The 22,260-nt window shown below is 69.6% G+C and carries 26 protein-coding genes and 1 tRNA gene; 13 read left to right on the top strand and 14 right to left on the bottom strand.

Translation table 11 applies throughout. The annotated features are described in order from the left end of the window. Positions 1 to 56 precede the first annotated feature (56 nt). From ABT130_RS41005 to ABT130_RS40990, 4 genes are all read right to left on the bottom strand, one after another. Positions 57 to 132: transfer RNA gene (locus ABT130_RS41005), tRNA-Ala, on the bottom strand. 138 nt (positions 133 to 270) lie between these two features. Then, positions 271 to 1,008 (bottom strand): HAD family hydrolase, encoded by a 738-nt coding sequence (locus tag ABT130_RS41000; RefSeq protein WP_350913809.1) that lies wholly within the window; start codon positions 1,006 to 1,008, stop codon positions 271 to 273. Positions 1,009 to 1,037: 29 nt separating this feature from the next. Continuing rightward, the gene (locus ABT130_RS40995) at positions 1,038 to 1,157 is read right to left on the bottom strand and encodes a DLW-39 family protein (RefSeq protein ID WP_211264163.1); all 120 of its coding nucleotides are present in this window, start codon (positions 1,155 to 1,157) and stop codon (positions 1,038 to 1,040) included. A gap of 385 nt (positions 1,158 to 1,542) precedes the next feature. Beyond that, positions 1,543 to 1,827, bottom strand: a complete 285-nt coding sequence (locus ABT130_RS40990; protein WP_350965010.1) for a GNAT family N-acetyltransferase — start codon at positions 1,825 to 1,827, stop codon at positions 1,543 to 1,545. 280 nt (positions 1,828 to 2,107) lie between these two features. On the opposite strand from ABT130_RS40990, the gene ABT130_RS40985 reads away from it, so the two are divergent. The 6 genes from ABT130_RS40985 to ABT130_RS40960 all read left to right on the top strand — a co-directional run bounded on the left by ABT130_RS40985 (position 2,108) and on the right by ABT130_RS40960 (position 7,059). Next, a complete protein-coding gene (locus ABT130_RS40985) occupies positions 2,108 to 2,461 on the top strand; it encodes an STAS domain-containing protein (protein ID WP_350965007.1) in 354 nt (117 codons plus the stop codon). A gap of 150 nt (positions 2,462 to 2,611) precedes the next feature. Next, on the top strand, positions 2,612 to 3,001 hold the full coding sequence (locus tag ABT130_RS40980) for an STAS domain-containing protein (RefSeq protein ID WP_350965004.1): 390 nt from the start codon (positions 2,612 to 2,614) through the stop codon (positions 2,999 to 3,001). Positions 3,002 to 3,128: 127 nt separating this feature from the next. Beyond that, entirely contained in the window at positions 3,129 to 3,581 is a 453-nt protein-coding gene (locus ABT130_RS40975) for an ATP-binding protein (protein ID WP_350965002.1), read from the top strand. A 646-nt stretch (positions 3,582 to 4,227) separates the two neighbouring features. Then, positions 4,228 to 4,428 (top strand): ferredoxin, encoded by a 201-nt coding sequence (locus tag ABT130_RS40970; protein ID WP_350913799.1) that lies wholly within the window; start codon positions 4,228 to 4,230, stop codon positions 4,426 to 4,428. Then, positions 4,425 to 5,810, top strand: a complete 1,386-nt coding sequence (locus ABT130_RS40965; protein ID WP_350965000.1) for an NAD(P)/FAD-dependent oxidoreductase — start codon at positions 4,425 to 4,427, stop codon at positions 5,808 to 5,810. Before ABT130_RS40970 ends, ABT130_RS40965 begins: the two co-directional genes overlap by 4 nt. A gap of 28 nt (positions 5,811 to 5,838) precedes the next feature. Further along, entirely contained in the window at positions 5,839 to 7,059 is a 1,221-nt protein-coding gene (locus ABT130_RS40960; protein ID WP_350913794.1) for a cytochrome P450, read from the top strand. A 7-nt stretch (positions 7,060 to 7,066) separates the two neighbouring features. Here ABT130_RS40960 and ABT130_RS40955 read toward each other — a convergent pair whose 3' ends face one another. Then, positions 7,067 to 7,813, bottom strand: a complete 747-nt coding sequence (locus tag ABT130_RS40955) for a YqjF family protein (protein ID WP_350964998.1) — start codon at positions 7,811 to 7,813, stop codon at positions 7,067 to 7,069. 234 nt (positions 7,814 to 8,047) lie between these two features. Between ABT130_RS40955 and ABT130_RS40950 the strand changes: the two genes are divergently transcribed. Then, positions 8,048 to 8,377: a putative quinol monooxygenase gene (locus tag ABT130_RS40950; RefSeq protein ID WP_350964996.1), complete on the top strand. Its 330-nt coding sequence runs from the start codon at positions 8,048 to 8,050 to the stop codon at positions 8,375 to 8,377. A gap of 150 nt (positions 8,378 to 8,527) precedes the next feature. Here ABT130_RS40950 and ABT130_RS40945 read toward each other — a convergent pair whose 3' ends face one another. Continuing rightward, positions 8,528 to 8,884: a hypothetical protein gene (locus ABT130_RS40945; RefSeq protein ID WP_350964993.1), complete on the bottom strand. Its 357-nt coding sequence runs from the start codon at positions 8,882 to 8,884 to the stop codon at positions 8,528 to 8,530. A gap of 140 nt (positions 8,885 to 9,024) precedes the next feature. Between ABT130_RS40945 and ABT130_RS40940 the strand changes: the two genes are divergently transcribed. Beyond that, positions 9,025 to 10,290 carry a serine hydrolase domain-containing protein gene (locus tag ABT130_RS40940; RefSeq protein ID WP_350964991.1) on the top strand — a complete coding sequence of 422 codons (1,266 nt, stop codon included), beginning with the start codon at positions 9,025 to 9,027 and terminating at the stop codon, positions 10,288 to 10,290. 139 nt (positions 10,291 to 10,429) lie between these two features. On the opposite strand, the gene ABT130_RS40935 is transcribed toward ABT130_RS40940, so the two are convergent. Then, a complete protein-coding gene (locus ABT130_RS40935) occupies positions 10,430 to 11,113 on the bottom strand; it encodes a hypothetical protein (protein WP_350913784.1) in 684 nt (227 codons plus the stop codon). Positions 11,114 to 11,209: 96 nt separating this feature from the next. On the opposite strand from ABT130_RS40935, the gene ABT130_RS40930 reads away from it, so the two are divergent. Next, on the top strand, positions 11,210 to 11,893 hold the full coding sequence (locus tag ABT130_RS40930) for an HAD-IA family hydrolase (protein ID WP_350964988.1): 684 nt from the start codon (positions 11,210 to 11,212) through the stop codon (positions 11,891 to 11,893). A gap of 10 nt (positions 11,894 to 11,903) precedes the next feature. Here the strand turns inward: ABT130_RS40930 and ABT130_RS40925 are convergent, their stop codons facing one another. The 4 genes from ABT130_RS40925 to ABT130_RS40910 are packed head-to-tail and all read right to left on the bottom strand — an operon-like array spanning position 11,904 to position 15,437. Next, complete coding sequence (locus ABT130_RS40925) at positions 11,904 to 13,133, bottom strand: ABC transporter permease (protein WP_350964986.1); 1,230 nt, start codon at positions 13,131 to 13,133, stop codon at positions 11,904 to 11,906. After that, positions 13,130 to 13,825 (bottom strand): ABC transporter ATP-binding protein, encoded by a 696-nt coding sequence (locus ABT130_RS40920; RefSeq protein ID WP_350913777.1) that lies wholly within the window; start codon positions 13,823 to 13,825, stop codon positions 13,130 to 13,132. Before ABT130_RS40920 ends, ABT130_RS40925 begins: the two co-directional genes overlap by 4 nt. Continuing rightward, positions 13,822 to 14,919, bottom strand: a complete 1,098-nt coding sequence (locus tag ABT130_RS40915; protein ID WP_350964983.1) for a peptidoglycan-binding protein — start codon at positions 14,917 to 14,919, stop codon at positions 13,822 to 13,824. The genes ABT130_RS40920 and ABT130_RS40915 overlap by 4 nt, the downstream gene beginning before the upstream one ends. After that, positions 14,916 to 15,437 carry a hypothetical protein gene (locus tag ABT130_RS40910; protein ID WP_350964981.1) on the bottom strand — a complete coding sequence of 174 codons (522 nt, stop codon included), beginning with the start codon at positions 15,435 to 15,437 and terminating at the stop codon, positions 14,916 to 14,918. The genes ABT130_RS40915 and ABT130_RS40910 overlap by 4 nt, the downstream gene beginning before the upstream one ends. Positions 15,438 to 15,573: 136 nt before the next feature. Between ABT130_RS40910 and ABT130_RS40905 the strand changes: the two genes are divergently transcribed. Together ABT130_RS40905 and ABT130_RS40900 are read left to right on the top strand one after the other, a co-directional pair. Further along, entirely contained in the window at positions 15,574 to 16,230 is a 657-nt protein-coding gene (locus tag ABT130_RS40905) for a response regulator transcription factor (RefSeq protein WP_350913772.1), read from the top strand. Beyond that, entirely contained in the window at positions 16,227 to 17,429 is a 1,203-nt protein-coding gene (locus ABT130_RS40900) for a sensor histidine kinase (protein ID WP_350913770.1), read from the top strand. The genes ABT130_RS40905 and ABT130_RS40900 overlap by 4 nt, the downstream gene beginning before the upstream one ends. Before the next feature lie 21 nt (positions 17,430 to 17,450). Here the strand turns inward: ABT130_RS40900 and ABT130_RS40895 are convergent, their stop codons facing one another. The 3 genes from ABT130_RS40895 to ABT130_RS40885 form a co-directional block, all read right to left on the bottom strand. Beyond that, the gene (locus tag ABT130_RS40895) at positions 17,451 to 17,636 is read right to left on the bottom strand and encodes a hypothetical protein (RefSeq protein WP_350964978.1); all 186 of its coding nucleotides are present in this window, start codon (positions 17,634 to 17,636) and stop codon (positions 17,451 to 17,453) included. A gap of 556 nt (positions 17,637 to 18,192) precedes the next feature. Further along, a complete protein-coding gene (locus ABT130_RS40890) occupies positions 18,193 to 18,978 on the bottom strand; it encodes a DUF72 domain-containing protein (RefSeq protein ID WP_350965013.1) in 786 nt (261 codons plus the stop codon). Positions 18,979 to 19,354: 376 nt separating this feature from the next. Next, a complete protein-coding gene (locus ABT130_RS40885; RefSeq protein WP_350913766.1) occupies positions 19,355 to 20,104 on the bottom strand; it encodes a TetR/AcrR family transcriptional regulator C-terminal domain-containing protein in 750 nt (249 codons plus the stop codon). 326 nt (positions 20,105 to 20,430) lie between these two features. On the opposite strand from ABT130_RS40885, the gene ABT130_RS40880 reads away from it, so the two are divergent. Together ABT130_RS40880 and ABT130_RS40875 are read left to right on the top strand one after the other, a co-directional pair. After that, positions 20,431 to 20,808, top strand: coding sequence for a cupin domain-containing protein (locus ABT130_RS40880; protein ID WP_350964975.1), 378 nt, complete (start codon positions 20,431 to 20,433; stop codon positions 20,806 to 20,808). A 303-nt stretch (positions 20,809 to 21,111) separates the two neighbouring features. Then, a complete protein-coding gene (locus ABT130_RS40875; protein WP_350964972.1) occupies positions 21,112 to 21,936 on the top strand; it encodes an SDR family NAD(P)-dependent oxidoreductase in 825 nt (274 codons plus the stop codon). The last annotated feature ends 324 nt before the right edge of the window (positions 21,937 to 22,260 follow it).

Below are 22,260 nucleotides of genomic sequence, written 5' to 3'. Positions count from 1 at the left end.
CAAAGCCCAGGTTGCGGCAACCATGCCTGACCTGGGCTTTTTCGTGTCCGTGAGGGTGGTGGAGCCTAGGAGATTCGAACTCCTGACATCCTGCTTGCAAAGCAGGCGCTCTGCCAACTGAGCTAAGGCCCCGAGATTCAAGCCGGCGCCTGGAGACGACCTGCTTCAGTCGTACACCGTAGCAACAGGAACCGCTCCTACGCCAATTGGATCCGTGCGCGGCGTCGTGTCGGATGGCTCCGAGCGGACGGGTTTCGAGCGGGACGAGGATCAGTGGGCGGCGGTGGCCAGGGGGGACTCGGCGGGCGTGCCGTCAAGGAGAAGTCCGGGGAGATCCGCGATGGAGTCGAGGATGTGAGTGGCTCCCCCGTTGAGGAGGCGTTCCCTGCTGTGGACGCCGGTCAGGACGCCGCCAACCACCGCCGCGCCGGCACGGCGGCCGCAGAGCATCTCGCTCTCGGAGTCCCCGACGACGGCGACCTGGCGTACGTCCTCGATACCGAGTCGCATGACCGCGGCGAGCACCAGGTCGGGCATCGGACGGCCACGGCCGGTGTCCTCGGGGCACAGGGCCAGATCGAGCCTGTCGGACCAGCTCAGGGCAGCCAGCACGCGGCCGAGCGTGACACGGCTGAAGCCGGTGGTGAGGCAGATCTTGACATCGGCACCGCGGAGCTTGTCGAGCGCCTCGACGATTCCGGGCAGTGGAACCAGGCCCGCGCGTCCGATGGCGCCCTCGTAGGAGCGCTCGAAGGTCAGATTGGCCGCCTGGGCCTGGGCCTCGTTGTCCGGGAAGATCCCCCGGAAGACATCGATCTTGGAGCATCCCCGGGACCGGTGCACGTGCACCATGGCACGAGCGTACGCACCGGTCCCGGGCACGATGCCCTGCGTGGCGATCGCCTCGGCGAACGCCCGCTCGACCATGGCGACGTCACCGATCGTGGTGCCTGGCAGATCCAGGCAGACAAGCCTGATGGGCTTTACTCCATCTTGGGCAAGGACCATGAAAGCACCCGAATCGGTAGCCGCGTCTGTCAGTTCTCGCTGCCGGTGGCCTCGGTCCACAGGTCGAGCTCGGCGCGGTCGGCCTGCACCTTGCGCCAGACCAGCAGCCCCCCGAGGGCGACGAGCGCCAGAACGAGCAACTTCTTCACGGTGTGACCCCACTTCTTGAGAAGTCTCACCTGCCGGGGTGAGACAACGCCCGGTTCGAACGGTTCCCTGCAGCCTAGCAAGGGATCGGGCCATGACCCGGTCCGCATGACAAGCGTCACAGCCGATCTACGCTAACCGGGTAATTGTCACTATCATCCCGCACGACTCGCGATCCGATGATCACAATCTGCCATGAATCCTGTTGCAAAACCGCCCGCGTTCTTACGATAACCCCCGGAGCGGGCCGCTCCATCCGCCAGAAAGTTCCGGTCACCGGCCGCCAGGAAGGTTTCTGCCCGGACATCGCGGTGACCAGCATGTCCGCTCACTCCGGCGCGATTACCGGGGGGCGCGAATGTCCCAAACCCCCTCGCTATGGATCGGTCAGGCGCCCTGAACAAGATCGGCATAGTCGGGGTGACGATCTATCCATTCCCTGACGAACCAGCAGAGAGGCGCGACCTTGGCCTCTTCGGCGCGGGCCGCGTCCAACGCGGTGCGGACGAGTGCGGATCCCACCCCGTTGCCCTCGTACTCCGGCTCGACCTTGGTGTGGGGATAGACGATGACCCCGTCACGCCGGACGAGCTCCAGCCGCCCCGCGTGCCTGCCGTCCACCGTCGCCACGAAGGAATCGCCACCGGGGGAGAGCTTGACATCCACCTGCATGGAGGTTCTCCTTTGCCAGACCGCCGTACGACGGTTCCCTCTTCAGCCGATTCCGCGAGACGTTCATTCCCATGTGTGCGGATCTTCGGCGGACGCGATGGCCGACTGGTTTATGCGCACTGAAACACGAAACCGGCAAACCATACCAAAAGGCGCCCAGCTGAAGGATGATGAGAGCAGGTACCGGCACCGCCGATGCCTCATGGCGATCAGCCGACACACCTGCGCCGTCACGACAGACGTTGACTGACCCTCATGCCCCACCCAGAAGGTGATCACAATGGTAGGTGAGGTCAGCCACGGCTCACTGCGCGTTCTCTTCACCGATCTGCCGGTCGGCCTACGCTGTGAGGGAGAGATCGACCTCTGTACGCGGCACGTCCTGGTGCAGGCCCTCGCCATGGCGGCGGAGCGCACCCGCGGCGATCTGTATGCCGATCTCCAGGGGGTCGACTTCGTCGACGTAGGCGGTCTGCGGGTGCTGGCGGAGGTCGCGTTCGGGATGGCGGGCGACCGCAGGCTGGTCGTCAGGGGTCTCCAGCCGCACGCGTGGCGGATCGCCGAGCTCTGCGGCTGGGCGGAGGTGCTCGACAGCAGGTCCGGAAAACGTATCCGTCAGCGGGATAACAACTGATCACTTCTCGGCTGTAGCGTAAAAGTGCTCTAGAGAAATTCGGAAGATCTCAAGCTGAGCACCGGCCGGCTCCAGACTTGAGGTAACCGCGACCCGGCGGCGGCATCCGGCCGCCTTCCCTCCCCCTCGACCGTCCACAGAGGTGTACCCGTGAGCGCTGCCGTCCGCGTGACCGATGTGTCCGACCCCTCGGTAAAGGAGATGGTCCTGCTGAGCCTGGCCGGCGAGCTCGACTACACCAATGCCGAGCGGTTCCGTCACGACCTTCACCAGGCCATCGGCCAGGACCGGGGTGACCTTGTCATAGACCTGACCGATCTGACCTTCTGCGACTCCACGGGAATCCAGCAATTCCTGAACACCCGCAAGATCGTCCAGGACCGCGGAGGCAGCATCGTCCTGGCCAATCCGCACCCCCGCCTGAAGCGAATCCTCCACCTGACCGGACTCGCCCAGGCCTTCGGCATCCAGCCCACCGTCGCCGACGCCGTCAAGGCACTGCGACCACAGCAGTCCACCCCGGATATTCACGGCGGATGACCGTCGTAAGTTGGCAACGATCGGGCAGGTGTCTAGCATCGTGTAACTCATCTGCAACGCCCTGATTCTGGAGCAAGTCGGCTCGTCCCCCGGTGACTGCCAGACAAGGCGACGTCAAGGGGGTGTCGTGATCGGCGACCACGGCCAGCACTGGCCGATCGACGAGGATCTCAGCGCGTTGCGAGAACGTCTCCACCATCACGCCACCCAGGCCGGCCTGCGGGGCGAACGCCTGAACGACCTCCTCCTCGCCACCAACGAGGCGGTCATCAACGTCCTGGAGCACGGCGGTGGCAAGGGCACCGTGGACGTCTGGCAGGACGAGAGCCACCTGACCATCGACGTCACCGACGCCGTGGGACTCCTGGCCACCGAGCACATCCCGGCGAAACGCCCTACGGGCACCGTTCGAGGTTTCGGTCTGTGGCTGATGACCCAGCTGTGCGACGAGTTCACCATCGAGCAGATCGCCGGAGGCTCCCGGGTCCGCCTGCGGATGGATCTGCGCTCCCCATCGGCGCGGATCGGGGCGCTCAGTCACGAAGACCCCGGCCAGGAAGAGGTCCGGGCCGCGTTCTGAGCCTCGATCGTCATGGGCCCCAAGTCCCGTGACGCGATGGTCCACCGGAAACCCGCCACGGCCCCTCGTCAGGGTCCGGCCGATCACCGCCGGGCCTTTTCTCATCTCTCCGGTCTCCGGAAGATGTGCGTGTCCGGAACGATCCCCAGGAATGGTCACCCGGCACTACCGGAGTGTGCTGGGCTGAACCCTGGTGCGGGCGGAGGACCGCCGGGTTCGACCTGTACCTCCGGCAGACGGATCTGGACCTGCTGACAGCCCTGATCCCGGGCCGCCGACCAACCGGGCATCACCGCCCGCAAAGGGGTCACCGATGCGTTGGGGGTCGCACCGGGACCGTCAGTCATCCTGAGCGTTCCGGCCGAACCGGAGAGGCCGGCTCGTACGCAATCCTTGACCACCCGCTGGCAGAAGGGCGATGTTCCGGCCCGATGTCCGCGATACGCTCGTTTAGCCAGGTCAGCGCATTACCGCGCTGTTTTCCCTGGCCGTTCTCCGCGGAACCGTGGCGGCCGCCGACGGCAGGTGAGGACGTGCCGCGGCATCGCCCCGGGCCGGGTTCACGGTAGGCCCGACCCACGGAAAACCGTCCTGGCTCCCCTCGCGCCTTACTCAACCGTGTTCGGGCTCGGAAGGAACGGTCCTTATGAGGGTTGTCGTCGACCTGGCGCGCTGCCAGGGGTATGCGCAGTGCGCCTTCCTGGCCCCGGACGCGTTCCGGATGCAGGGTGAGGAGGCACTCGCGTTCCACTCCAGCCCCGACGACGCGCAGCGGGACCAGGTCCTGCGTGCGGCCGCCGCCTGCCCGGTCCAGGCGATCCTGGTCGAGACACCTGGACCGTCATGAGCAGCGAGCAGAGCCTGAAGGCGTTCAGGCGTGACGGCCGCATCGTGATCGTCGGCGCCTCCCTCGCGGGGCTGAGAGCCGCAGAGGCGCTGCGCGACGAGGGCTTCACCGGATCGCTGACCCTCATCGGGGACGAGGCGTGCGAGCCCTACGACCGGCCCCCGCTCTCCAAGCAGGTCCTGACCGGCTGGGTACCCGCGGACGGCACCGCGCTACCCCGGCGCCGCGAGATCGGCGCGGAGTGGCTGCTCGGCGTGGCCGCCTCGGGGCTGGACCTCGCCGGCAAGCGGGTGCGGCTCGCGGACGGGCGGGAGGTTCCCTACGACAGGTTGCTGATCACCACCGGGGTACGTGCCAGGTCCTGGCCCGACGAGGCCGAGGCCGCACTGGACGGCGTGTTCGTGGTCCGCACCCGCGACGACTCCGGTCGCCTGCGGGAGCGGCTGGAGGCCGGACCCGGCCGGGTGCTCGTCATCGGGGCCGGATTCGCCGGTTCCGAGATCGCCTCCGTCTGCCGCGAGCGCGGTATACCGGTGACCGTCGCCGAGGTCGCCGAGGCCCCGCTGGTGGGAGCACTCGGCAGCATGATCGGCTCGATCGCCGCGGACCTCCAGCGTGCGCACGGCGTCGACCTGCGCTGCGGTGTCAGGGTCACCCGGCTGGAGGGCGACGGGCGGGTGCGCCGCGCTCACTTCTCCGATGGAGAGGCGATCGACGCCGACGTGGTGGTGGTCGCGCTCGGCGGTGTGCGCAACACCGAGTGGCTGCGGGACTCGGGGCTGGCCGCCGGCCGCTGGGGGGTGGCCTGCGACTCGGGGTGCCGGGCGTTCGACATCAACGGCCTGGTCACCGATGACGTCTTCGTCGCCGGGGACGTGGCGCGCTGCCCGCACCCGGTCTACGAGTACCGATTCCTGTCGCTGGAGCACTGGGCCAACGCGGTGGAGCAGGCCCAGGTCGCGGCGCACAACATGGTCAGCCCTCCGACCGACCGCTGGCCGCACCTGTCCATGCCGACGTTCTGGTCCATGCAGTTCGGCGTCAACATCAAGTCCGTCGGTGTTCCGATCATGGCGGACGAGATCACCGTCACCCAGGGGTCGGTGAAGGAGCGCCGGTTTGTCGCGGCCTACGGGTACCGCGGCAGGGTCATCGCGGCCGTCAGCTTCGACAACGCCAAATGGCTCGACCACTACCGGCAGCTGATCGAGACGGCGGCCCCCTTCCCGCCCTCCTGCCCCACCCCCGACCAGCCCGCCGACATGAAGCCGGTCCCCGCCCGCTTCCCGGATCCCCTCATCATCACCCACGGAGCCACCGTCATGGTCACCGGCCACGAGCCGAGCGAGCGGCGCGTGGCGTTCGCACGGCCGGGCCGTTGAACCCGGGCAAACCTTAGGAGAAGCGGTCATGACAGTCGCTCAGGCGCCCAGCACTCTCCAGCGGATCCTCGACTACTCCAGCCGGGCCGACCCGTACCCGCTCTACGCGGAGCTGCGCAGGAGGCCGGTGGCCCGGCAGGAGGACGGCGACTACGTTGTCAGCACCTACCGGGAGATCAGCACGTTGCTGCACGACCCGCACCTCAGCTCCGACGCGCACAGCCTCGAACACCCGGGGCCCGCCCTCGCCGAGCGCGGGGACCCACCGGCGTTCATCGGCCTCGACCCGCCGCAGCACGACCGGCTGCGCCGCATGGCGATGCGGCACTTCGGCCCCCCGCACTCACCCACGCTGATAGACGGCATGCGACCCGACCTGACCGCCATCGTCACCGGCCTGATCGAGAACCTGGCGGGCAGGGACCAGATCGACGTCGTGGACGACTTCGCCTACCCCTTCCCGGTCACCGTGATCTGCCACCTGCTCGGTGTGCCCCGCGAGGACGAGCCGCGATTCCACCGGTGGGTCGAGGCGATCGTCGCGCTGCTCGACTTCGACCCCGCGACGGATTCTCAGGAACGCCTGCGGGAGGGCGTGCAGGCCCGCAAGGACCTCAGGCACTATCTCGCCGAGCTCCTGGAGAGCCGCCGCGGCCGGCCACCGGGCGACGACCTGCTGTCCCGGCTGGCGAGCGACGAGGGCCCCGACGGGCGCATGACGGACGAGGAGATCGTCAGCACCGCCAACCTGCTGCTCATCGCGGGTCACGAGACGACGGTCAATCTGATCACCAACGGCGTGCTGACCCTGCTGCGCCACCCCGATGTGCTGGAGCGCCTGCGCCGTGAGCCCGAGATGATCATCCGGACGGTCGAGGAACTGCTGCGCTACGAACCTCCGGTGCACATCGTCCCCTGGCGGGCCGCCTACAGCGACCTCACCGTCGCGGGCGTCACCATCCCGAAGGGCTCGCAGATCACGCTCATGCTCGCCTCCGGCAACCGCGACCCCGCGTACTTCCGTGACCCCGACCGGTTCGACCCCGACCGGCAGGACAACCGGCACCTCGGTTTCGGCAGTGGCATCCATCTGTGCTTCGGCGCCCCCCTGGCCCGGTTGGAGACGCAGATCGCACTGAACGGGCTGGTACGTCACCTGGAGAATCCCCGGCTCGTCGCCGACCCGCCCCCGTACCGGCAGAGCGCGGTCCTGCGCGGCCCGCGCCACCTGCTGGTCAGGCAGGGATGACGGGTGGTCACCGGCTCCACATCCCGATCCTCACCGGCACCCCGGATGAGGCGTGCAGTACGGGGGCGCCGTCCGGGGCGGTGAGCCCACCCGCCTGGAGGAGGTCCTCCTCCAGGCGGATCAGCCGGGCGTGGCGCAGCGGCCAGTCCGGGTGCTCGACCTCGGCGTGGGCTGTCCGGCCCGCGACCGTGGTGAACAGCCGGTAGCGGGCGGTCAGGAAGTGCGCCAACTCGTCGCGCTCCGGCTCCGCGAGCGGCGGACCGATCTCCACGTCCGCGTCGCATCGCGCGCCCGCCGGCCCGGCCCGGCGGCGGCAGCGGTAACCGCGCCGCTCACCGTCCGCGCGGACGGACATGCCGGACCAGAAGTAGGGCAGCCGGTAGACGACCCGCGCGCCGAGCACGGCGAGCAGGCGCCCGGCGTCCAGCGACAGGAACCAGACGCCGTCGCGCCCCCGGTCATCTCGTACGTACGTGCGCACGTTGGTCTCGGGGAATCGCGACAGCCACGGCAAGGCCGGCGAGTGCGGCGCCCGTACGTCCTCCATCAGGAAGGTGGTGAGGCCGACCCAGGCGGCGCCGTCGAAGGTGTCCACCGTGAGTCCGGCCGGCAGCAGCCGCTGGATCTCGGCGGGTGGGTACCGCCAGTGCATGAAGGTCATCTCGGACCAGCGGTGGTACATGACCGGCCGGGCCACGCGCAGGGACGGCGGAGCCTGCATGGTCTGCTCCTTGTCGAGTGCGACGGTGCTCACGTGACGGCGGCGTCCGGGACGGTGAGGTTCCTGAGCCAGGTCTCGTCGCCCGTCATGTGCCGGTCTTCCCGGTTGAGACCCGCCCATGCGCTGCCGACCGAGGCGGGCTCACGGCGGGTGGGTTCCTCCGCCCCGGCATCCGCTCGCTTATCTTGGCCCTGGCGCCGCACACCTGCCTCACGCCATGACCGCAGGCGAGGAAGACTCGCCTCGACTCTCGACAGGGAACAACTCATGATCTTCATCGCCGTCAAGTTCACGGTCCGTCCCGAGCGGGCCGAGGAGTGGCTCTCGCTCGTCGACGACTTCACCCAGGCCACTCGCAGCGAGCCCGGGAACGTCTTCTTCGAATGGTCCAGGAGCGTCGAGGTGCCCGGCCAGTTCGTCCTGCTGGAGGCGTTCGCCTCGCCCGCGGCGGGCGAGGCGCACGTGAACTCGGAGCACTTCAGGACCGCCATGGCCTGGATGCCCGAGCTGATCACGAAGACGCCGGAGATCATCAACGTCGAGGTGCCCGGCGAGGGCTGGTCGCAGATGGCGGAACTGTCACCGGCCCAGAGATGATCATCGATCGTTGACGACCTCCGGTCGTCGAGACAGGTGCGGGTGGTCTGCCCGGCCGCCTGTTCTCGGGAACGGGCCTCGCGGCTCCCGGGCCGACATTGCGGTACTCGCCGAATCTGGCGTCCTGCCAGGGATAACCGGCGCTCATGTTCACGTACGGCGCGGCGACGTCGATCCCGGGGCCGATCCAGGTCTCACGCAGGTCAGCATCGGGACGGCGGTCAGGTCGCCGCTCGGGCGCCAGGGGCGTGCGAGGCCGTAGGCGCCGTCAGGGGACTCGCTGGTGATGCGGCAACCGGTCGCCGGGTAACCGTGTGGGTTCGCGGCGGCGGTGCTCGGGGCGAACACGAAACCGTAGGGCCGAAACGGCACGTCGCGGACCAGAGTGCGCAGTTCACACCGGTCGAAGGCCGCGGTGGCCGGGACGAGCGCGAGGCCGAGGGCGGGGTCCCGGCCGAACAACGGACTCTGGGGCGGGTCACACAGGTGAACAGCTTCCGCGGACAAGACCGTCTGCAAGTTAGAGAGGCTTGATGACGCTGTCAACAGCGGGAGTTCGGACCTATCCGCCCTATCTCCAATGAATATGGGCTGATTTCCCGTAAGATCCCGATCTTGTCATGACCTCAAAGATCGGGGGATCTGGGATGTTGACCCGTAGGGACACGTTCAGGCTGCTCGCGGGCGCCGCGGCGGCCGGAGCCACCGCCACGCAGGCTCGTCCGGGATTCGCCGCGACCACGTCAGGCCAGACGACCGCCCCCGTCTGGACGGTCACCGGGAAGAGCGCCTCGGGGCTGGCGTCCTTCGACAGCACCCTGAAAAGTTTCATGCAGGCACGTGCCATCCCGCACGCGTCCCTGGCCGTGGTGCGCAAGGGCAAGCTGATGCTGGCCCGTGGCTACAACTGGACCGCGGACACCACGTTCCAGGCGGGCCCCACCTCGCTGTTCCGCGTCGCCAGCCTCAGCAAGCCGGTCACCGCGACCGCGGTGACGAAGCTCGTCCAGGACGGGAAACTGAGCCTGTCCGCCCGGGTGGCGCCACTGCTCGGCCTGAGCACCGCCGCCGACGCCCGGCTCGGCGCCGTCACCGTGCTCCACCTGCTGCAGCACCTGGGCGGCTGGGACAGCGCGATCTCCTCGGACCCGATGTTCCAGGACCGGGCCGTCGCGAAGCTGCTCGGGGTGTCCCTGCCCGTGAGCCAGGCCAACGTCATCGAGTGGTCGAGCAGGCGCCCGCTCGACCACGCCCCCGGAACGAGGTACGCCTACTCGAACTACGGCTACCTGCTGCTTGAGAAGATCATCGAAAAGGTCAGTGGCCTGTCGTACGCCGACTATGTACAGCAGAAGGTCCTCGGCGCCGTCAAGATCAAGCGGATGGCGCTCGGCAGATCCGCGAAGAGCCAGAGGCGGTCGACGGAGGCTCCGTACTTCTCCGGGAGGACCGGGGCGACGGTGCTCGACGCCTCCGGCACCGTGGTGCCCGCCCCTTACGGGAGCTTCAACATCGAGAACATGGCCGCGCACGGCGGCTGGCTCTCCTCCGCCGTCGACCTGGCGAAGTTCAGCACGATCTTCGACGGCGCGGGACCGCTCACCGCGGCGTCCATCGCCAGGACGTTCGCCAAGCCGTCCATCGGGGTCAACGCGGACGGCTGGTACTACGGTCTGGGCTGGCAGGTGCGCCCGGTCACCGGCGGCATCAACACCTGGCACACCGGGTCGCTGCCCGGCACCTCGACCCTCATGGTCCGCAGGTACGACGGGCTGAGCTGGGTGGTGCTGTTCGACCAGCGTGACGACCCCTCGGGCCTCGGCTACGGCGACATCGACTCCCTGCTGCACAAGGCCGCGAACGCGGTCACCACCTGGCCGACCACCAACCTGTTCTCCACCTACGGCCTCTGAGCCCTGTGCCGCCTCCCCGGGCGAGCCCGTATCCCAGGGAGGCGGCCCGCACCATGACGACCGCATGGTGTTCTGTGGATCTTCCCGTCCGTCGCGAGGCGTCCTTCAGTCGCGTCATCGGCCCGCCCGGTCGGTACGCCTAGTCCGGCAGGCGCCTGTTCCGTCCGCGCCGCCGGGAGAACCGCCATCCGGTGAAGGTGAGGCCGGCGCCCGTCACGGCCACCCCCGCGTAGATCCAGATCGGGATCGGCTGGCCGCCGCCGCTGCCGGAGGCGTCCGGTGCAGGAGTGGCGACGGCCGTCGAGGGCGGGGTCGCCGGGGCTGGGGTCGCCGTACCGAGAGCGGTGACGAGTTCCGCGGCGAGCGACTCCCCGCTCGGCAGGCCGTCCCCGGCACGCAACGCGGCATCACCCGGGCTGACCAGCAGGTTACCGGCACAGAGCGAGGTGTTCAGTGCCACCCCCGGATCGGCCGTGAGCAGGCCCGACTGGCCGGCGGCGGCGAACACCAGGTACCGCGACCCGGTGACGAAGTTGTATCCGCACGCGGCGCTGTCGGCGTTGGTGGCCACCTCGAACTCGGCGCTCGCCTTCCCCTTGTAGATCTGGTCGGCCCGGAAGGTGTAGACGACCGGCGGTGGGGGACCGAGCGGGTCTCCTTCGACCCGGCGGGCGGCCACCACCGTCCCGGTGAAGACGGCCGCCGCCCCCTTCACCTGCTCGGCCGGTTCGAGGAGAGCGCAGGAGCAGGCACATGCCGTACCGGGAGCGATCACGAGGATCCCGGTCAGCAGAAGCAGAACGACGAGTAGCCGATGTCTCATGCCCTCATGACGTACCCCTCCCCGCGATGGTTCGCCGTGGGGTCATGTTTGGAAATTTCCGTGCTTCTGGGGAGACAGACCCGGCATCATGACGAAATGTCTTCTGACTCCCGGACCTCGCGTGACGTGAACGACCTGCGGCGGCCCCCGTACGACGCGGTGCTGTGCGATTTCGACGGAGTGCTGCGCCTGCACGACGGTGCCGAGCGGGCACGGCTGGAGAGTGCCTTCGGGCTGGAGCCGGGGACGATGGCCAGGGTCGCGCTCTCGCCCGAGCTGCTGGGACCCGCCGTACTCGGGAAGATCACCTGCGCGGAGTGGGGGGCGTCGATCGTCACGGCGCTCACCGCGCTGCCTCTCTCCGCCGATCACGCCCGGCAGCTCGGTGCGGCGTTCGTCAACACCGGGTTCCGGGTGGACGAGGTCGTCCGGGGGCTGCTGGAACGGGCACAGGCCAAGGTTCCCGTCGTGCTGGTCACGAACGCGACCACCCGGCTGGAGGACGACCTCGACCTACTCGGCCTGCGCTACGCCTTCGACGCCGTGGTCAGCAGCGCCCGGGTCGGGGTGGCGAAGCCCGATCGGCGGATCTACGAGATCGCCGCCGAACACGCCGGTGTGCCGATGGACCGGTGCCTTTTCACCGACGACCGGTTAGAGAACGTCGAGGCCGCTCGGAAACTGGGGATGACGGCCGTGCACTTCCGGAGCCCCGACGATCTCCATAGGGCTCTTGCCCCGCTGCTCGACGGCGGCCACGGGCCGGTCTCCCCGTCGTAGTCGAGCGCCGCTACGGCTGCGTCAGCGCCTCGGTGGGCGACAGGCGGGAGGCGCGGATCGCCGGGTACAGACCGGCCAGCACGCCGATGACCAGCGTGGCGCCCATCCCGCCGAGCACCGCCCACGCCGGGATCACCACGGGCCACGACACCGAGGTGACGTATCCCGCCGTGACCGCCATACCCAGCAGCGCGCCCGCGATCCCGCCCAGCGCCGACAGCAGCAGCGACTCGGCGAGGAACTGGGTGCGGATCTGCCCCTTGGTCGCCCCCAGGGAGCGGCGCAGGCCGATCTCGCCGCGCCGTTCCAGCACCGAGATGACCATGGTGTTGGCCACCCCGACCCCGCCGACCAGCAGCGCCACCCCGCCCACGCCGAGCAGCAGCCCGGTGAAGGCCGCGTCGGCGGCCTGCTTGGCGGCCAGCGCGTCGGAGGGACGCGACACGTCGACCTCGTTGGGGGCCTCCGGGTTGGCGGTGGCGCCGAGCACCTGAGCCACCGCCTCCACCTCCGCGTCCCGCGAGCGGGTGTAGACGACGGTCGGGCGGCCGTCGAAGCCCAGCCTGGACTCGGCCACCGGCCAGCCGACCAGTGCCGCGGTGTCCAGTTCGGGCGCCAGCGGCGCCGGGGCCAGGATGCCGACAACGGTGAACCACACCCCGCCGACCATTACCTGGGTGTCGGGCCCCGCGTGGCCGATCCCGAGGCGTTGCGCGGTGACCGCGCCCAGCACCGTCGCCGGATAGGAGGCGGTGGCGGCGTTGAGCCAGGTACCGCTACGGATCTCGGCCCCGACGGTGGCGGGCAGCCCGGTCCGCGCGGCGTAGGTCGCGATCCCGTTCGTCTCCGCCTTAGGGATCTTTCCGGTGCGGTAGACGTCGGCGTCGGCCACCCGCCCGATGGCCGAGACCGACTCCACCGGAGCGATCCTGCCCACCATCGCCTCGGCTTCGGCCGGCAGCCTGGCCTGCTCGCCGGTCATCGTCGTGCCGGGCGAGACGGTCAGCAGGTTGGTGCCCAGCTCAGACAGGGTGCGGTCCAGATCGGCACGTGAGGAGGAGGAGATGCCGACCACGGCGACCATCGCGGAGATGCCGATGGCGATCCCCAGCGCGGACAGGAACGCCCGCATCGGCCGGGTGCGCAGGCCCACCACGCCCACCTTGAGCACATCGCGCGGCCACATCCTGGCCGGTCGCAGCGCCGGTCGCGGTGCCGACCGCAGCATCTCGGCGGTCATCGGCCCACCTCCGAGACCGCGGCCTCGGGCCGCGCGCTGTCGAAGGTCACGCGGCCGTCGCGCATCCGCACCCGGCGGGGCAGTGACTCGGCGATCTCCCGGTCGTGCGTGATGATCACCACGGTGGTGCCTCCCGCGTGCAGGCCGCGCATCAGCTCCATCACCCCGGCCCCCGAGGCGGAGTCGAGGTTGCCGGTCGGCTCGTCGGCCAGCAGGAGCGGAGGGTCGCCCGCCACCGCCCGCGCCACCGCGACGCGCTGGCGCTCGCCACCGGACAGCTCGTGCGGCTCATGGTCCATCCGGTGGCCCAGCCCGACCCGCTCCAGCGCCGACGCCGCCCTGCGCCGCCGCTCGCTCGGCCGCAGGCCGGAGTAGAGCAGCCCGTCGGCCACGTTGTCCAGCGCCGTGACGCGCGCGGCGAGGTGGAACTGCTGGAAGACGAAGCCGATCCGGGTGGCCCGCAGTGCCGACAACCCGGCGTCACCAAGCCTGCCCACCTCGTAGCCGTCGATGCGCACGCTGCCCGTGGTGGGTCGGTCCAGGGTGCCGAGCACGTTGAGCATGGTGGACTTGCCCGAGCCCGAGGGACCCACGATGGCGACGAGCTCGCCGGCGCCGATGTCCAGTGAGACGCCGGCCAGCGCGGTGACGCCGCCGGGATAGACCTTCGTCACGTCGCTCAGCGAGATCACTTCGGCATCCCCACCACGGCTCCCTCGGTGATCCCGTCACCGGAGATCTCCACCTGGCCGGCCGCGAACAGGCCCGTCGTGACCGGGACGTAGGAGGACGTCGAGCCGTTGACGACCTCGACGCCGAAGCCGCCCTCCCGCAGCGCCAGCAGCGCGGCGACCGGGACGGTCAGCACGTCCTTGCGCCTGCCCGCGGTGAAGGTGACATCGACCGAGGCCATGGCGTAGGCGGCGGCCGCCTTCTGCGCCTTCCCACCGCGCAGCTCGACGACCACCTCCACGCTGGTCGTGGGGCTCTGCCCCTGGCCGCCCGGCTTGATCACGGTGGACACCTCCTTGACGCGGCCGCCGATGGTGGTGTCGTCGGGGAGCGTGACGGTGACCTTGCCGCCCTTTTTGGCCAGTCGCTGCTCGGAGGCGCCGAGCTCGACGGTGACGGCCTTGGCCGTGCCGGAATAGGTCAGCACCTTGCGTCCCGGGCCTGTCGGGTCGCCCTCTCCCGCCTGGAGACTGTCGACGCGGATCGCGCCGGGGGCGAACATCACCCGGCCGAGTTCGACCTCGCCGCTCTCCTCCAGCCCCCGGTCCTCCTGCCACTGCCTGACGGCCTCGGCGGTGGAGTAGGTGTACTCGTCGTCGACCGTGAAGCCGGTGTAGCCCAGCGCCTTCAGATTCCTCTCCAGTTGCTTGACGTCGGGGCCCTCGTCGCCGATCCGCATCGTCCGGTAGGCGGGCAGCGTGCCGTACATCAGCACGACCGGCCTGTCGTCCACCTGGTACAGCGCTCGGCCACGGGTGACACGGTCGCCGGTGCCCGGCAGGTGGGTGAGGGTGCCGGGCAACCGGTTGGTGGCGGTGCTGGTGGTGCCGTAGCCGAGCGCGCCGTCGGCGGTGTGCGTGTCGGTGAGCGTCTGCCTGGTCACCGGGACGGTCTTGGGCGGCAGCCGGGTGGCGGGGGCGTCGGCCACGGTGCCGTCGCCCATGCCCAGCACGCCGACGGCGGCCGCGCCGCCCACGGCCATGGCGACGATCGCCAGGACGATCTTTCCCCCGCGGCGCGCGCGGCGTCGTGGGCGGGTCTCCTCGGCGGTCACTGCGGGCCGCCGGCCGTCATGATGTCCTGGCACTTCTGCTGGGCGGCGGGGAAGTCGGGGTCCTCACCGATCTCGGGGGTGATCATGATGCCGCGCTGGCCCGGCTTGGGATCGGGGAAGCTCTCCAGGCCGTTCTCGCGCATGCAGGCCGCGTAGGCGCGGCCTCGCTCCTCCGCCTTGGGGTCGGCGGCCCCGGACCTGTCGCCCTGCGGGTTGAACTCCTGACATGCCTGCATGGCCTTGTCCACCGTGGCCCTGTCGACGCCGCTGTTCTTGTCGAACTTGAGCTGGATGCGGCCACCCTCCGGGTCCTCCATGGGCACGCCGTTCTCCCGCATGCACTGGGCGAACCTCACCCCCTTCTCCTCCTGGCTCAGGGTCGGGGCGGCGCTGCCGCCCGCCTGCTTGGCCCCGCCGTCGGCCGAGGCCACCGTGCCGGTTTCGGGCGCGGCACCGCATCCGGTCACGGTCAGGGCCAGTAGCAGTGCCGCCAGCGCATGGTGCGTCCGCAGTCGCATGGTGTCGTCTCCTCAAGTCGCGGCCGAAGCGTTTCCGGCCCTTCGGGAGGTGATGCAAGCGGGTGCGGTGTTTCCCCGGCGTTTCCAGGAACGATCGCTAACGTGGAGGAAACACCGGGGCGGCCACCATGGAGGCATGCGAGTTCTGGTGGTGGAGGACGAGCCGTTGCTCGCCGAGGCGATCGCGGAGTGGCTGCGCGAGGAGACCCACGCGGTAGACGTCGCCCTCGACGGAGCGGCGGCGCTGGAGCGGGCGGGCGTCAACGACTACGACGTGGTCGTGCTGGACAGGGACCTGCCGGCCGTACACGGCGACGAGGTCTGCCGGGAACTGGTCGAGGCTGGGACCGGCGCGCGGGTGCTGATGCTGACCGCGGCCGCCGAGATCACCGACCGGGTCGAGGGCCTGTCGCTGGGCGCCGACGACTATCTCAGCAAGCCGTTCGCCTTCCCCGAACTGGCCGCCCGCGTGCTGGCGCTCGGGCGCCGGTGCCGCCCCGCCACGCCGCCGGTGCTGCGCCGCGCGGGCATCACCCTGGACCCCGCACGCCGCGAGGTGTTCCGCGACAGCCGCTACGTGCCGCTGGCCAAGAAGGAGTTCGCCGTGCTGGCCGAGCTGCTGCGCGCCGACGGCGCGGTGGTTCCCGCCGAGTACCTGCTGGAGAAGGCGTGGGACGAGTACGCCGACCCGTTCACCGGTGCCGTCAGGCTCACCATCCTCAAGCTGCGCCGCAAGCTCGCCGACCCCCCGGTCATCGAGACCGTCACCGGAGTGGGGTATCGCATCCCGTGAGGTCCCGGACACTGCTGCCGCGCCGCATCACGCTGCGGGCCCGGCTGACCCTGATCTACGGCGGGCTGTTCCTGGTGGCCGGGATCGTGCTGCTCGGTGCCACCTACACACTCTTCAGCCAGCAGCTCACCTCCAGGACGAAGGTCATCACCATCGGGCGCTCGACGCCCGCCACCGACGTCATGTACGGCCCGCCGTCGGCCACCCGGCTCGACGCGGAGCAGGCGGAGCAGTGGATGAGGCAGCAGCAGAGCACCCTGCACGAGGCCGCCACCACCTCGATGCTCACTCTGGGCGGCATCGCGTTGGTGGTCGTCGGCGGTGCCGCGGCGGGTTTCGGCTGGCTGGTCACCGGCCGGGTCCTGGCACCCCTGCACCAGGTGACCGAGACCGCCAGGCGGATCGCCGCGGCCCCCGCCGCCGACCGGGGACTGCACGAGCGGATCGCCCTGCGCGGACCCGACGACGAGGTCAAGGATCTGGCCGACACCTTCGACGTCATGGTCGAGCGGCTGGACCGCTCCTTCGACGGGCAGCGGCGCTTCGTCGCCAACGCCTCCCACGAGCTGCGCACCCCGCTCACCCTGGGCCGGGCGCTGGTCGAGCTGGCCATGCACCGCAAGTCGGCCTCCGAGGACGTCAAGCAGCTTGGCGAGAACCTGCTGGAGATCAACACCAGGCACGAGCGGCTCATCGTCGGGCTGCTGCTGCTGGCCGGATCGGAGAACGAGATCACCGAGCGGCTTCCCGTCGATCTGGCCGACGTGCTCAGCCATGTCGTGGCGCAGTGCGCGCCCGAGGCCGGGCAGGCCGGGATCGAGATCACCGAGCACGCGGGGGAGGCGCTCACGCTGGGGGATGCCCTGCTGCTTGAGCGGATGGTGCACAACCTGGTGGAGAACGGAGTGCGGCACAACGCCAAGGAGGGCGGTTGGGTACGGGCGACCAGCCGTGTCAGAGCCGATGGCAGAGCCGAGGTCGAGGTGAGCAACAGCGGGCCGGCAGTGCCGCCGTACGAGCTTCCCGCGCTGTTCGAGCCGTTCCGGCGGCTGGGCGCCGAGCGCATGGTCACCGCCAAGGGGGCGGGGCTGGGCCTGTCCATCGTGCGCTCGGTGGCCCGCGCGCACGGGGGTGAGGTCGCCGCCCGCCCGCGGGCCGGTGGCGGCCTGGTGGTGACCGTCACCCTGCCGGGGCAGTGAGCACCTCATCGCGGACGGGTCTCATGACATGTCGTCGGTGACAGCGTGCCTTTCTTTTTCAATGATCGGCTCGATATCGAGGTCGTAGTTGCAGAGGATGATCCCGGTCCAGTCAATGTCGAGGTAGATGGACCAATTGGTCCCTCCGCCCCCGATGCCGCCGCCATGCCCGATCATCCGCTGGCCATTGAAGATGGGAGTAAGCACCCCGTACCCCTGAAATGCCTCCTGGCGGGCAGGATCAACGGGCTTGTGGGGATCTTCCTTTCCCTGTCGGCCATCCCGTAGGACCGGGCCAGTACGGTACGACCACGGTGGGCCAGCAGGATGGTTCCGGAGAACTTGTCCTCGGCCGCCAGTTGTGCGACGAACCGGTCGTACGCACCGCCGGGCCGCACATCCTTCGGTATCCGGCCAGGCCGGGACGGGCTTGCGTAAGCCTTTTCGGGCACCGCCAACACCCCACCGGCGGCGAGGGAGGCGGCACCCAGCAAACCGAGCGCGGAACGCCGAGACGGTCGGGCCCCAGTCATACGCATGATCTCCTTCCACGACCGGACTGAACGTGTGAACCCCAGCCGAGGTCACTTGACGGCACGGCCTGCGAATCCGTACACGTCCCGCCATGTCGTCTGTCGTTGTCGCCGGAGCAGCCCCGGCCGTACAGGAGGAGAGGTAACTCGATCAGTTGTTTCCTCGGCGTTGGCCGTTCGCCGATTCTCCGGGGCCGCCGGTGTTCGCCCCGCCCTGCCGCAGGGGAGCGTCACCGGGCGAGCGCCGTTTCCTCGGGTGCCGGGATCCGGTCCGGCGTGCGACTCACCGGCCACCCCTCGGCGCGCGCGAGTTCCGCGTATCGGGCGGCGTTGCGCACCGCGGCGCCGCCCGGATCGTTGTTGAAGTACACATGGACATCGCAGCGCTCATCCCATTCCCGGCCCAGGCGGCGCAGCCAGGAACGGAGCGCGCCGTCGCCGTACGCGGGCCAGGGGTGTGCTCGGCCCTCGTGGAAGCGCAGGTAGGCCCAGTCGGTGGTCCGCCACAGGGGTGTCTGCGGGCGGCCGAGCCGGTCGGCCCAGCACAGGGCCGCACCGTGGGCTGACAGCACCTCGCGGACGGAATCGCTCCACCATGACACGTGCCGGAATTCGACGGTGACCCGCACATGGGCGGGAAAGCAGCTAAGGCACGCGGCGAGCCTGCCGGGATCGGCCGGCAACGTCGGCGGAAGCTGCAGGAGGATCGGCCCGAGCTTGGCTCCCAACCCCTCGGCCGCCGCCAGCAGGCGCTCGACGGGCTCCTCGGGATCCTTCAGCCGTCTGACATGGGTGAGGAAGCGGCTCGCCTTGATCGCCATGACGAACGTGTCCGGGGTGCGGTCCCGCCACTTCTCGAACGTCTCGCGCGCCGGCAGCCGGTAGAAGGTGTTGTTGTTCTCGGTCGTCTCGAAGCACTCGGCATACCGCTCCAGCCACAGCCGCTGGGGCAGGCCGGGCGGGTAGAGCCCCCCGCGCCAGTCGGCATACTGCCAGCCAGACGTCCCCACCAGCATCATGACAGCTCAGCCCCGTCGATTCCGGCCCTCCACCAGCAGAACCTGCCCGCCACCGCGGCCCCCACACGGGCCGCCGCCCACCTTCTCCGCCGGCGATCCCCTCAGCGTCCTCCGTCACTCTCTCCGTAGGCTTGCTCGACCCGCGCCACAGGTTCCCCCGATCCGCTCATGACGCGAAGGTCTCGTCGATCCGCACGAACGTCTTCGAGGCCAGGAACGGCTTGATGCGCTCGGTGAGTCCTGGGAGTCGAAGGTCATCGTGACCATCAGGTGCGCGTTGCCGGAGGTCAGGCCGGCGTCGATGGAGACCTTCGCGCTCAGCAGCCCGGGAATGCGGGAAATCGCCATGGCCGACCGGTGGGAGCGCGGTCCTTCAGGCCGTGGTCCGGCGCGCGATGAGCGTTTCGACACCGTCGAGAAGGAGGTCGAGGCCGAAGGTGAAGTCGTCGTCGCCGACCCATTCGGCGGCGTCTCCGAAGGCATTGGCATGGATCGCGGCGAACAGTTCGGGATACCCCTCCGGGTCGATGACCTCGGCGAGGACCTCGCTGTACTCCGCCATTCCCGCGACCCCGGCGTCACCACCGACCTCCCGCTCGCTGCTCATCCCGTGCACGAACGTGGCCTCGCTGAGGGCGTACCCGCCGAGGGTGCTCGCGATGTTGACCCTCTCGCCCGCGTCCAACCCCGTGTCGGCGAGTGCGGCCAGCGCCCGGTCGAGCCAGCGTAGGCTCCGCGGACCCATGGGCGGGGTGAGGCGGGCGACGAGCAGCATCCACGGCCTGGCGAGGAAGAAGTCACGGTTGGCGCGGGTCCATGTCACGAGGTAGTCCCGCCACGGCAGCCCGCCGAGTTCGGGGGGGTCGGGGACCGCGGCGTCGGCCATGGCCGTCAGCAACTCCTCCTTGCTGCCGACATAGCGATACAGGGACATCGTCGCCACCCCCACGCGGGAGGCGACGCTGCTCATCCGGACGCCCGGCAACCCCTCGGTGTCGGCGATCTCGATCGCGGCGGCGATGATCCTGGCCGCGTCGAGGCTCGGTCGCGGCCCGTGGCGTGACACGGTCTCACGCCCCCACATCCGCGCCACGACGGGGGGCAGCACACGCTCCTCTGCCATGACGCCTCCGTTCCTCCCCGCCCGGTTGCCCGCTGCGAGCCGAATTCGATGATCCGTTGGTAACGTGACCCAAGTGTAGAACCACGCACTCTGTACAACATATGCTGTACCTCACACGTAGATTAGTCACGCAAGCGGACCCCGACATCGATCAACCTCCGCGGGCGTAGCGGTTCAGCGCGACGGCGCCGCCCACGACCCGCCGGCACAAGAACGATCACCACGGGCGGCGGCCTGCCCCGCTTGGGGCCTTGATGATCCGCCTCTGATCGTCCCGGAGCCGTTTCCCGAGTGGAAAGACGGGTGCCGTGCTAGCGTCACGCTCCGTGCTGGAGAACGTGTACGTGGGTAGTGCGGACGTGGATGCGGCCGATGACCGCGGTTGGCTGCTCGGACATTTCAAACCGACCGATGACGTCCGGCACAGCGGTGATGTCGAGATCAAATGGGGTGTCCATCCGCGTGGCGACGAGCGTGCGCAATGGGTCACCGGCGAGAAGCGTACGGCGCTGCTCATGTTGATCAGTGGCCGTTTCCGGGTGGAACTGCCAGGACGTAGCGTGCTGTTGGCCAAGCGAGGTGACTACGTCGTGTGGGGTCATGGTGTCGATCACTCCTGGTACGCGGAGGAGGAATCGGTGGTGCTCACCGTCCGCTGGCCGTCGGTTCCGGGTTATGCGGTCCCCGACCGGGAAATCGGATAGCCGATCAGGCCGGAGCGGCGTGGCCGACGGCGAACGGAAACGGCCACCCGCGCCGTGTTCACATCATTTCGAGAGGCTTTTTCTCTTCAAGGTCAGAGACCGACACCCCGAAGTGGACTTCGCCGAGACGCTGCCGCTGCCGACCGAAGAGCAGCGGCGCCGGCTGGACGGGACAGGGCACTGGCGATCGAGCGTGGCGAGCATCCCCGACGGGCGTACCCACTGCCGTGACCGGTCCCCGTCCGGGCGGACGGTGGGGAAAACCGGTGGCCGGTCCGCCCCGGCGGGTGCCAGGATGCGGCCATGATCGATCCTCGGCTGACCGGCCGGGTGGCACTGGTCACCGGCGCGAACCAGGGCATCGGCGCGGCGACCGCCATCGCGCTGGCCGCGTGCGGAGCGGCGGTGCTACTCACCTACAAACGACTGGACCCGGCCGAGCACGTCGACGATCCGGCCTTCCCCGACGCCTACGGCAGGCTGCGGGCACAGAGCGCCGACGAGGTCGTGGCCCGGATCCGGGCCGGCGGCGGCCGGGCCGAGGCCATCGAGGCCGACCTGGCAGAGCCGGACGTCGCGAGCCTGCTGTTCGACCGGGCACAGGCGGCCTTCGGGCCGGTGGAGATCCTGATCAACAACGCCAGTGGCTGGCTGGCCGACACCTTCCTGCCCAACGCGCGCGACCGCTTCGGGCGCGCGCTGCGCCCCGTCGACGCCGACTCCCATGACCGGCAGTTCGCGGTGGACGTGCGCGCCCCTGCCCTGCTGATCGCCGAGTTCGCCCGCCGCCACGTAGGCCGCGGCGCCACCTGGGGCCGGATCATCGGTCTCACCTCCGGAAGCTCCGGCGGCTTCCCCGAGGAGGTCTCGTACGGCGCGGCCAAGGCGGCCCAGGAGAACTACACGATGTCCGCCGCCGCCGAACTCGGTCGCCACGGCGTCACCGCGAACATGGTCCACCCACCCGCCACCGACACCGGCTGGATCACCTCGGTCGTCGAGGAGGCGGTCCGCGCGAACAGCCCGCTGCGGCACGTCGGCCGGCCGGAGGAGGTCGCCGAGGTCATCGTCTTCCTGGCCTCGCACCAGGCCCGTTACATCACCGGGCAGCTCATCCACATGTCCTGAGCGCGCCCTCACCGGTCAGCCCTCTCGCGGTCGGGTCCGGCCGACTCCCGCGGGTCGCCGGTGACAGGCTCCGGACATCACCCGGTTCGACGTCGGTGGCGGGTACATCGATGCCCTCCATGCGATCGGCGGAGATCCACCAAAATGTTGATCTTCGGCAGTGCGGCGTCTGCGCGACCGGTTTGCAGGTAACCGGGCGGCGGTGCGGCCCCCGGTGCGGAGTACGGTGCGCTAGTAGTCGGCACTGCTTGGTGGTGGTCCGAGAGCTGAGACGGTTGGGGTTGGGCGTTGGGCACCGCGACCTCGAGTGCGCTGCCGTCGGGC

Source organism: Streptosporangium sp. NPDC001681 (assembly GCF_040298085.1).
In the GTDB taxonomy this organism is placed as follows: Bacteria; Actinomycetota; Actinomycetes; order Streptosporangiales; family Streptosporangiaceae; genus Streptosporangium.
This window is presented reverse-complemented; position numbering and strand designations above follow the sequence as displayed.

Excerpts from the sequence above, each read along its gene's own strand:
- ABT130_RS41000 (WP_350913809.1), bottom strand. The coding sequence starts at position 1,008 with ATGGTCCTTGCCCAAGATGGAGTAAAGCCCATCAGGCTTGTCTGCCTG.
- ABT130_RS40990 (WP_350965010.1), bottom strand. The coding sequence starts at position 1,827 with ATGCAGGTGGATGTCAAGCTCTCCCCCGGTGGCGATTCCTTCGTGGCG.
- ABT130_RS40985 (WP_350965007.1), top strand. The coding sequence starts at position 2,108 with ATGGTAGGTGAGGTCAGCCACGGCTCACTGCGCGTTCTCTTCACCGAT.
- ABT130_RS40970 (WP_350913799.1), top strand. The coding sequence starts at position 4,228 with ATGAGGGTTGTCGTCGACCTGGCGCGCTGCCAGGGGTATGCGCAGTGC.
- ABT130_RS40965 (WP_350965000.1), top strand. The coding sequence starts at position 4,425 with ATGAGCAGCGAGCAGAGCCTGAAGGCGTTCAGGCGTGACGGCCGCATC.
- ABT130_RS40960 (WP_350913794.1), top strand. The coding sequence starts at position 5,839 with ATGACAGTCGCTCAGGCGCCCAGCACTCTCCAGCGGATCCTCGACTAC.
- ABT130_RS40950 (WP_350964996.1), top strand. The coding sequence starts at position 8,048 with ATGATCTTCATCGCCGTCAAGTTCACGGTCCGTCCCGAGCGGGCCGAG.
- ABT130_RS40940 (WP_350964991.1), top strand. The coding sequence starts at position 9,025 with ATGTTGACCCGTAGGGACACGTTCAGGCTGCTCGCGGGCGCCGCGGCG.
- ABT130_RS40935 (WP_350913784.1), bottom strand. The coding sequence starts at position 11,113 with ATGAGACATCGGCTACTCGTCGTTCTGCTTCTGCTGACCGGGATCCTC.
- ABT130_RS40930 (WP_350964988.1), top strand. The coding sequence starts at position 11,210 with ATGTCTTCTGACTCCCGGACCTCGCGTGACGTGAACGACCTGCGGCGG.
- ABT130_RS40925 (WP_350964986.1), bottom strand. The coding sequence starts at position 13,133 with ATGACCGCCGAGATGCTGCGGTCGGCACCGCGACCGGCGCTGCGACCG.
- ABT130_RS40910 (WP_350964981.1), bottom strand. The coding sequence starts at position 15,437 with ATGCGACTGCGGACGCACCATGCGCTGGCGGCACTGCTACTGGCCCTG.
- ABT130_RS40905 (WP_350913772.1), top strand. The coding sequence starts at position 15,574 with ATGCGAGTTCTGGTGGTGGAGGACGAGCCGTTGCTCGCCGAGGCGATC.
- ABT130_RS40890 (WP_350965013.1), bottom strand. The coding sequence starts at position 18,978 with ATGCTGGTGGGGACGTCTGGCTGGCAGTATGCCGACTGGCGCGGGGGG.
- ABT130_RS40885 (WP_350913766.1), bottom strand. The coding sequence starts at position 20,104 with ATGGCAGAGGAGCGTGTGCTGCCCCCCGTCGTGGCGCGGATGTGGGGG.
- ABT130_RS40875 (WP_350964972.1), top strand. The coding sequence starts at position 21,112 with ATGATCGATCCTCGGCTGACCGGCCGGGTGGCACTGGTCACCGGCGCG.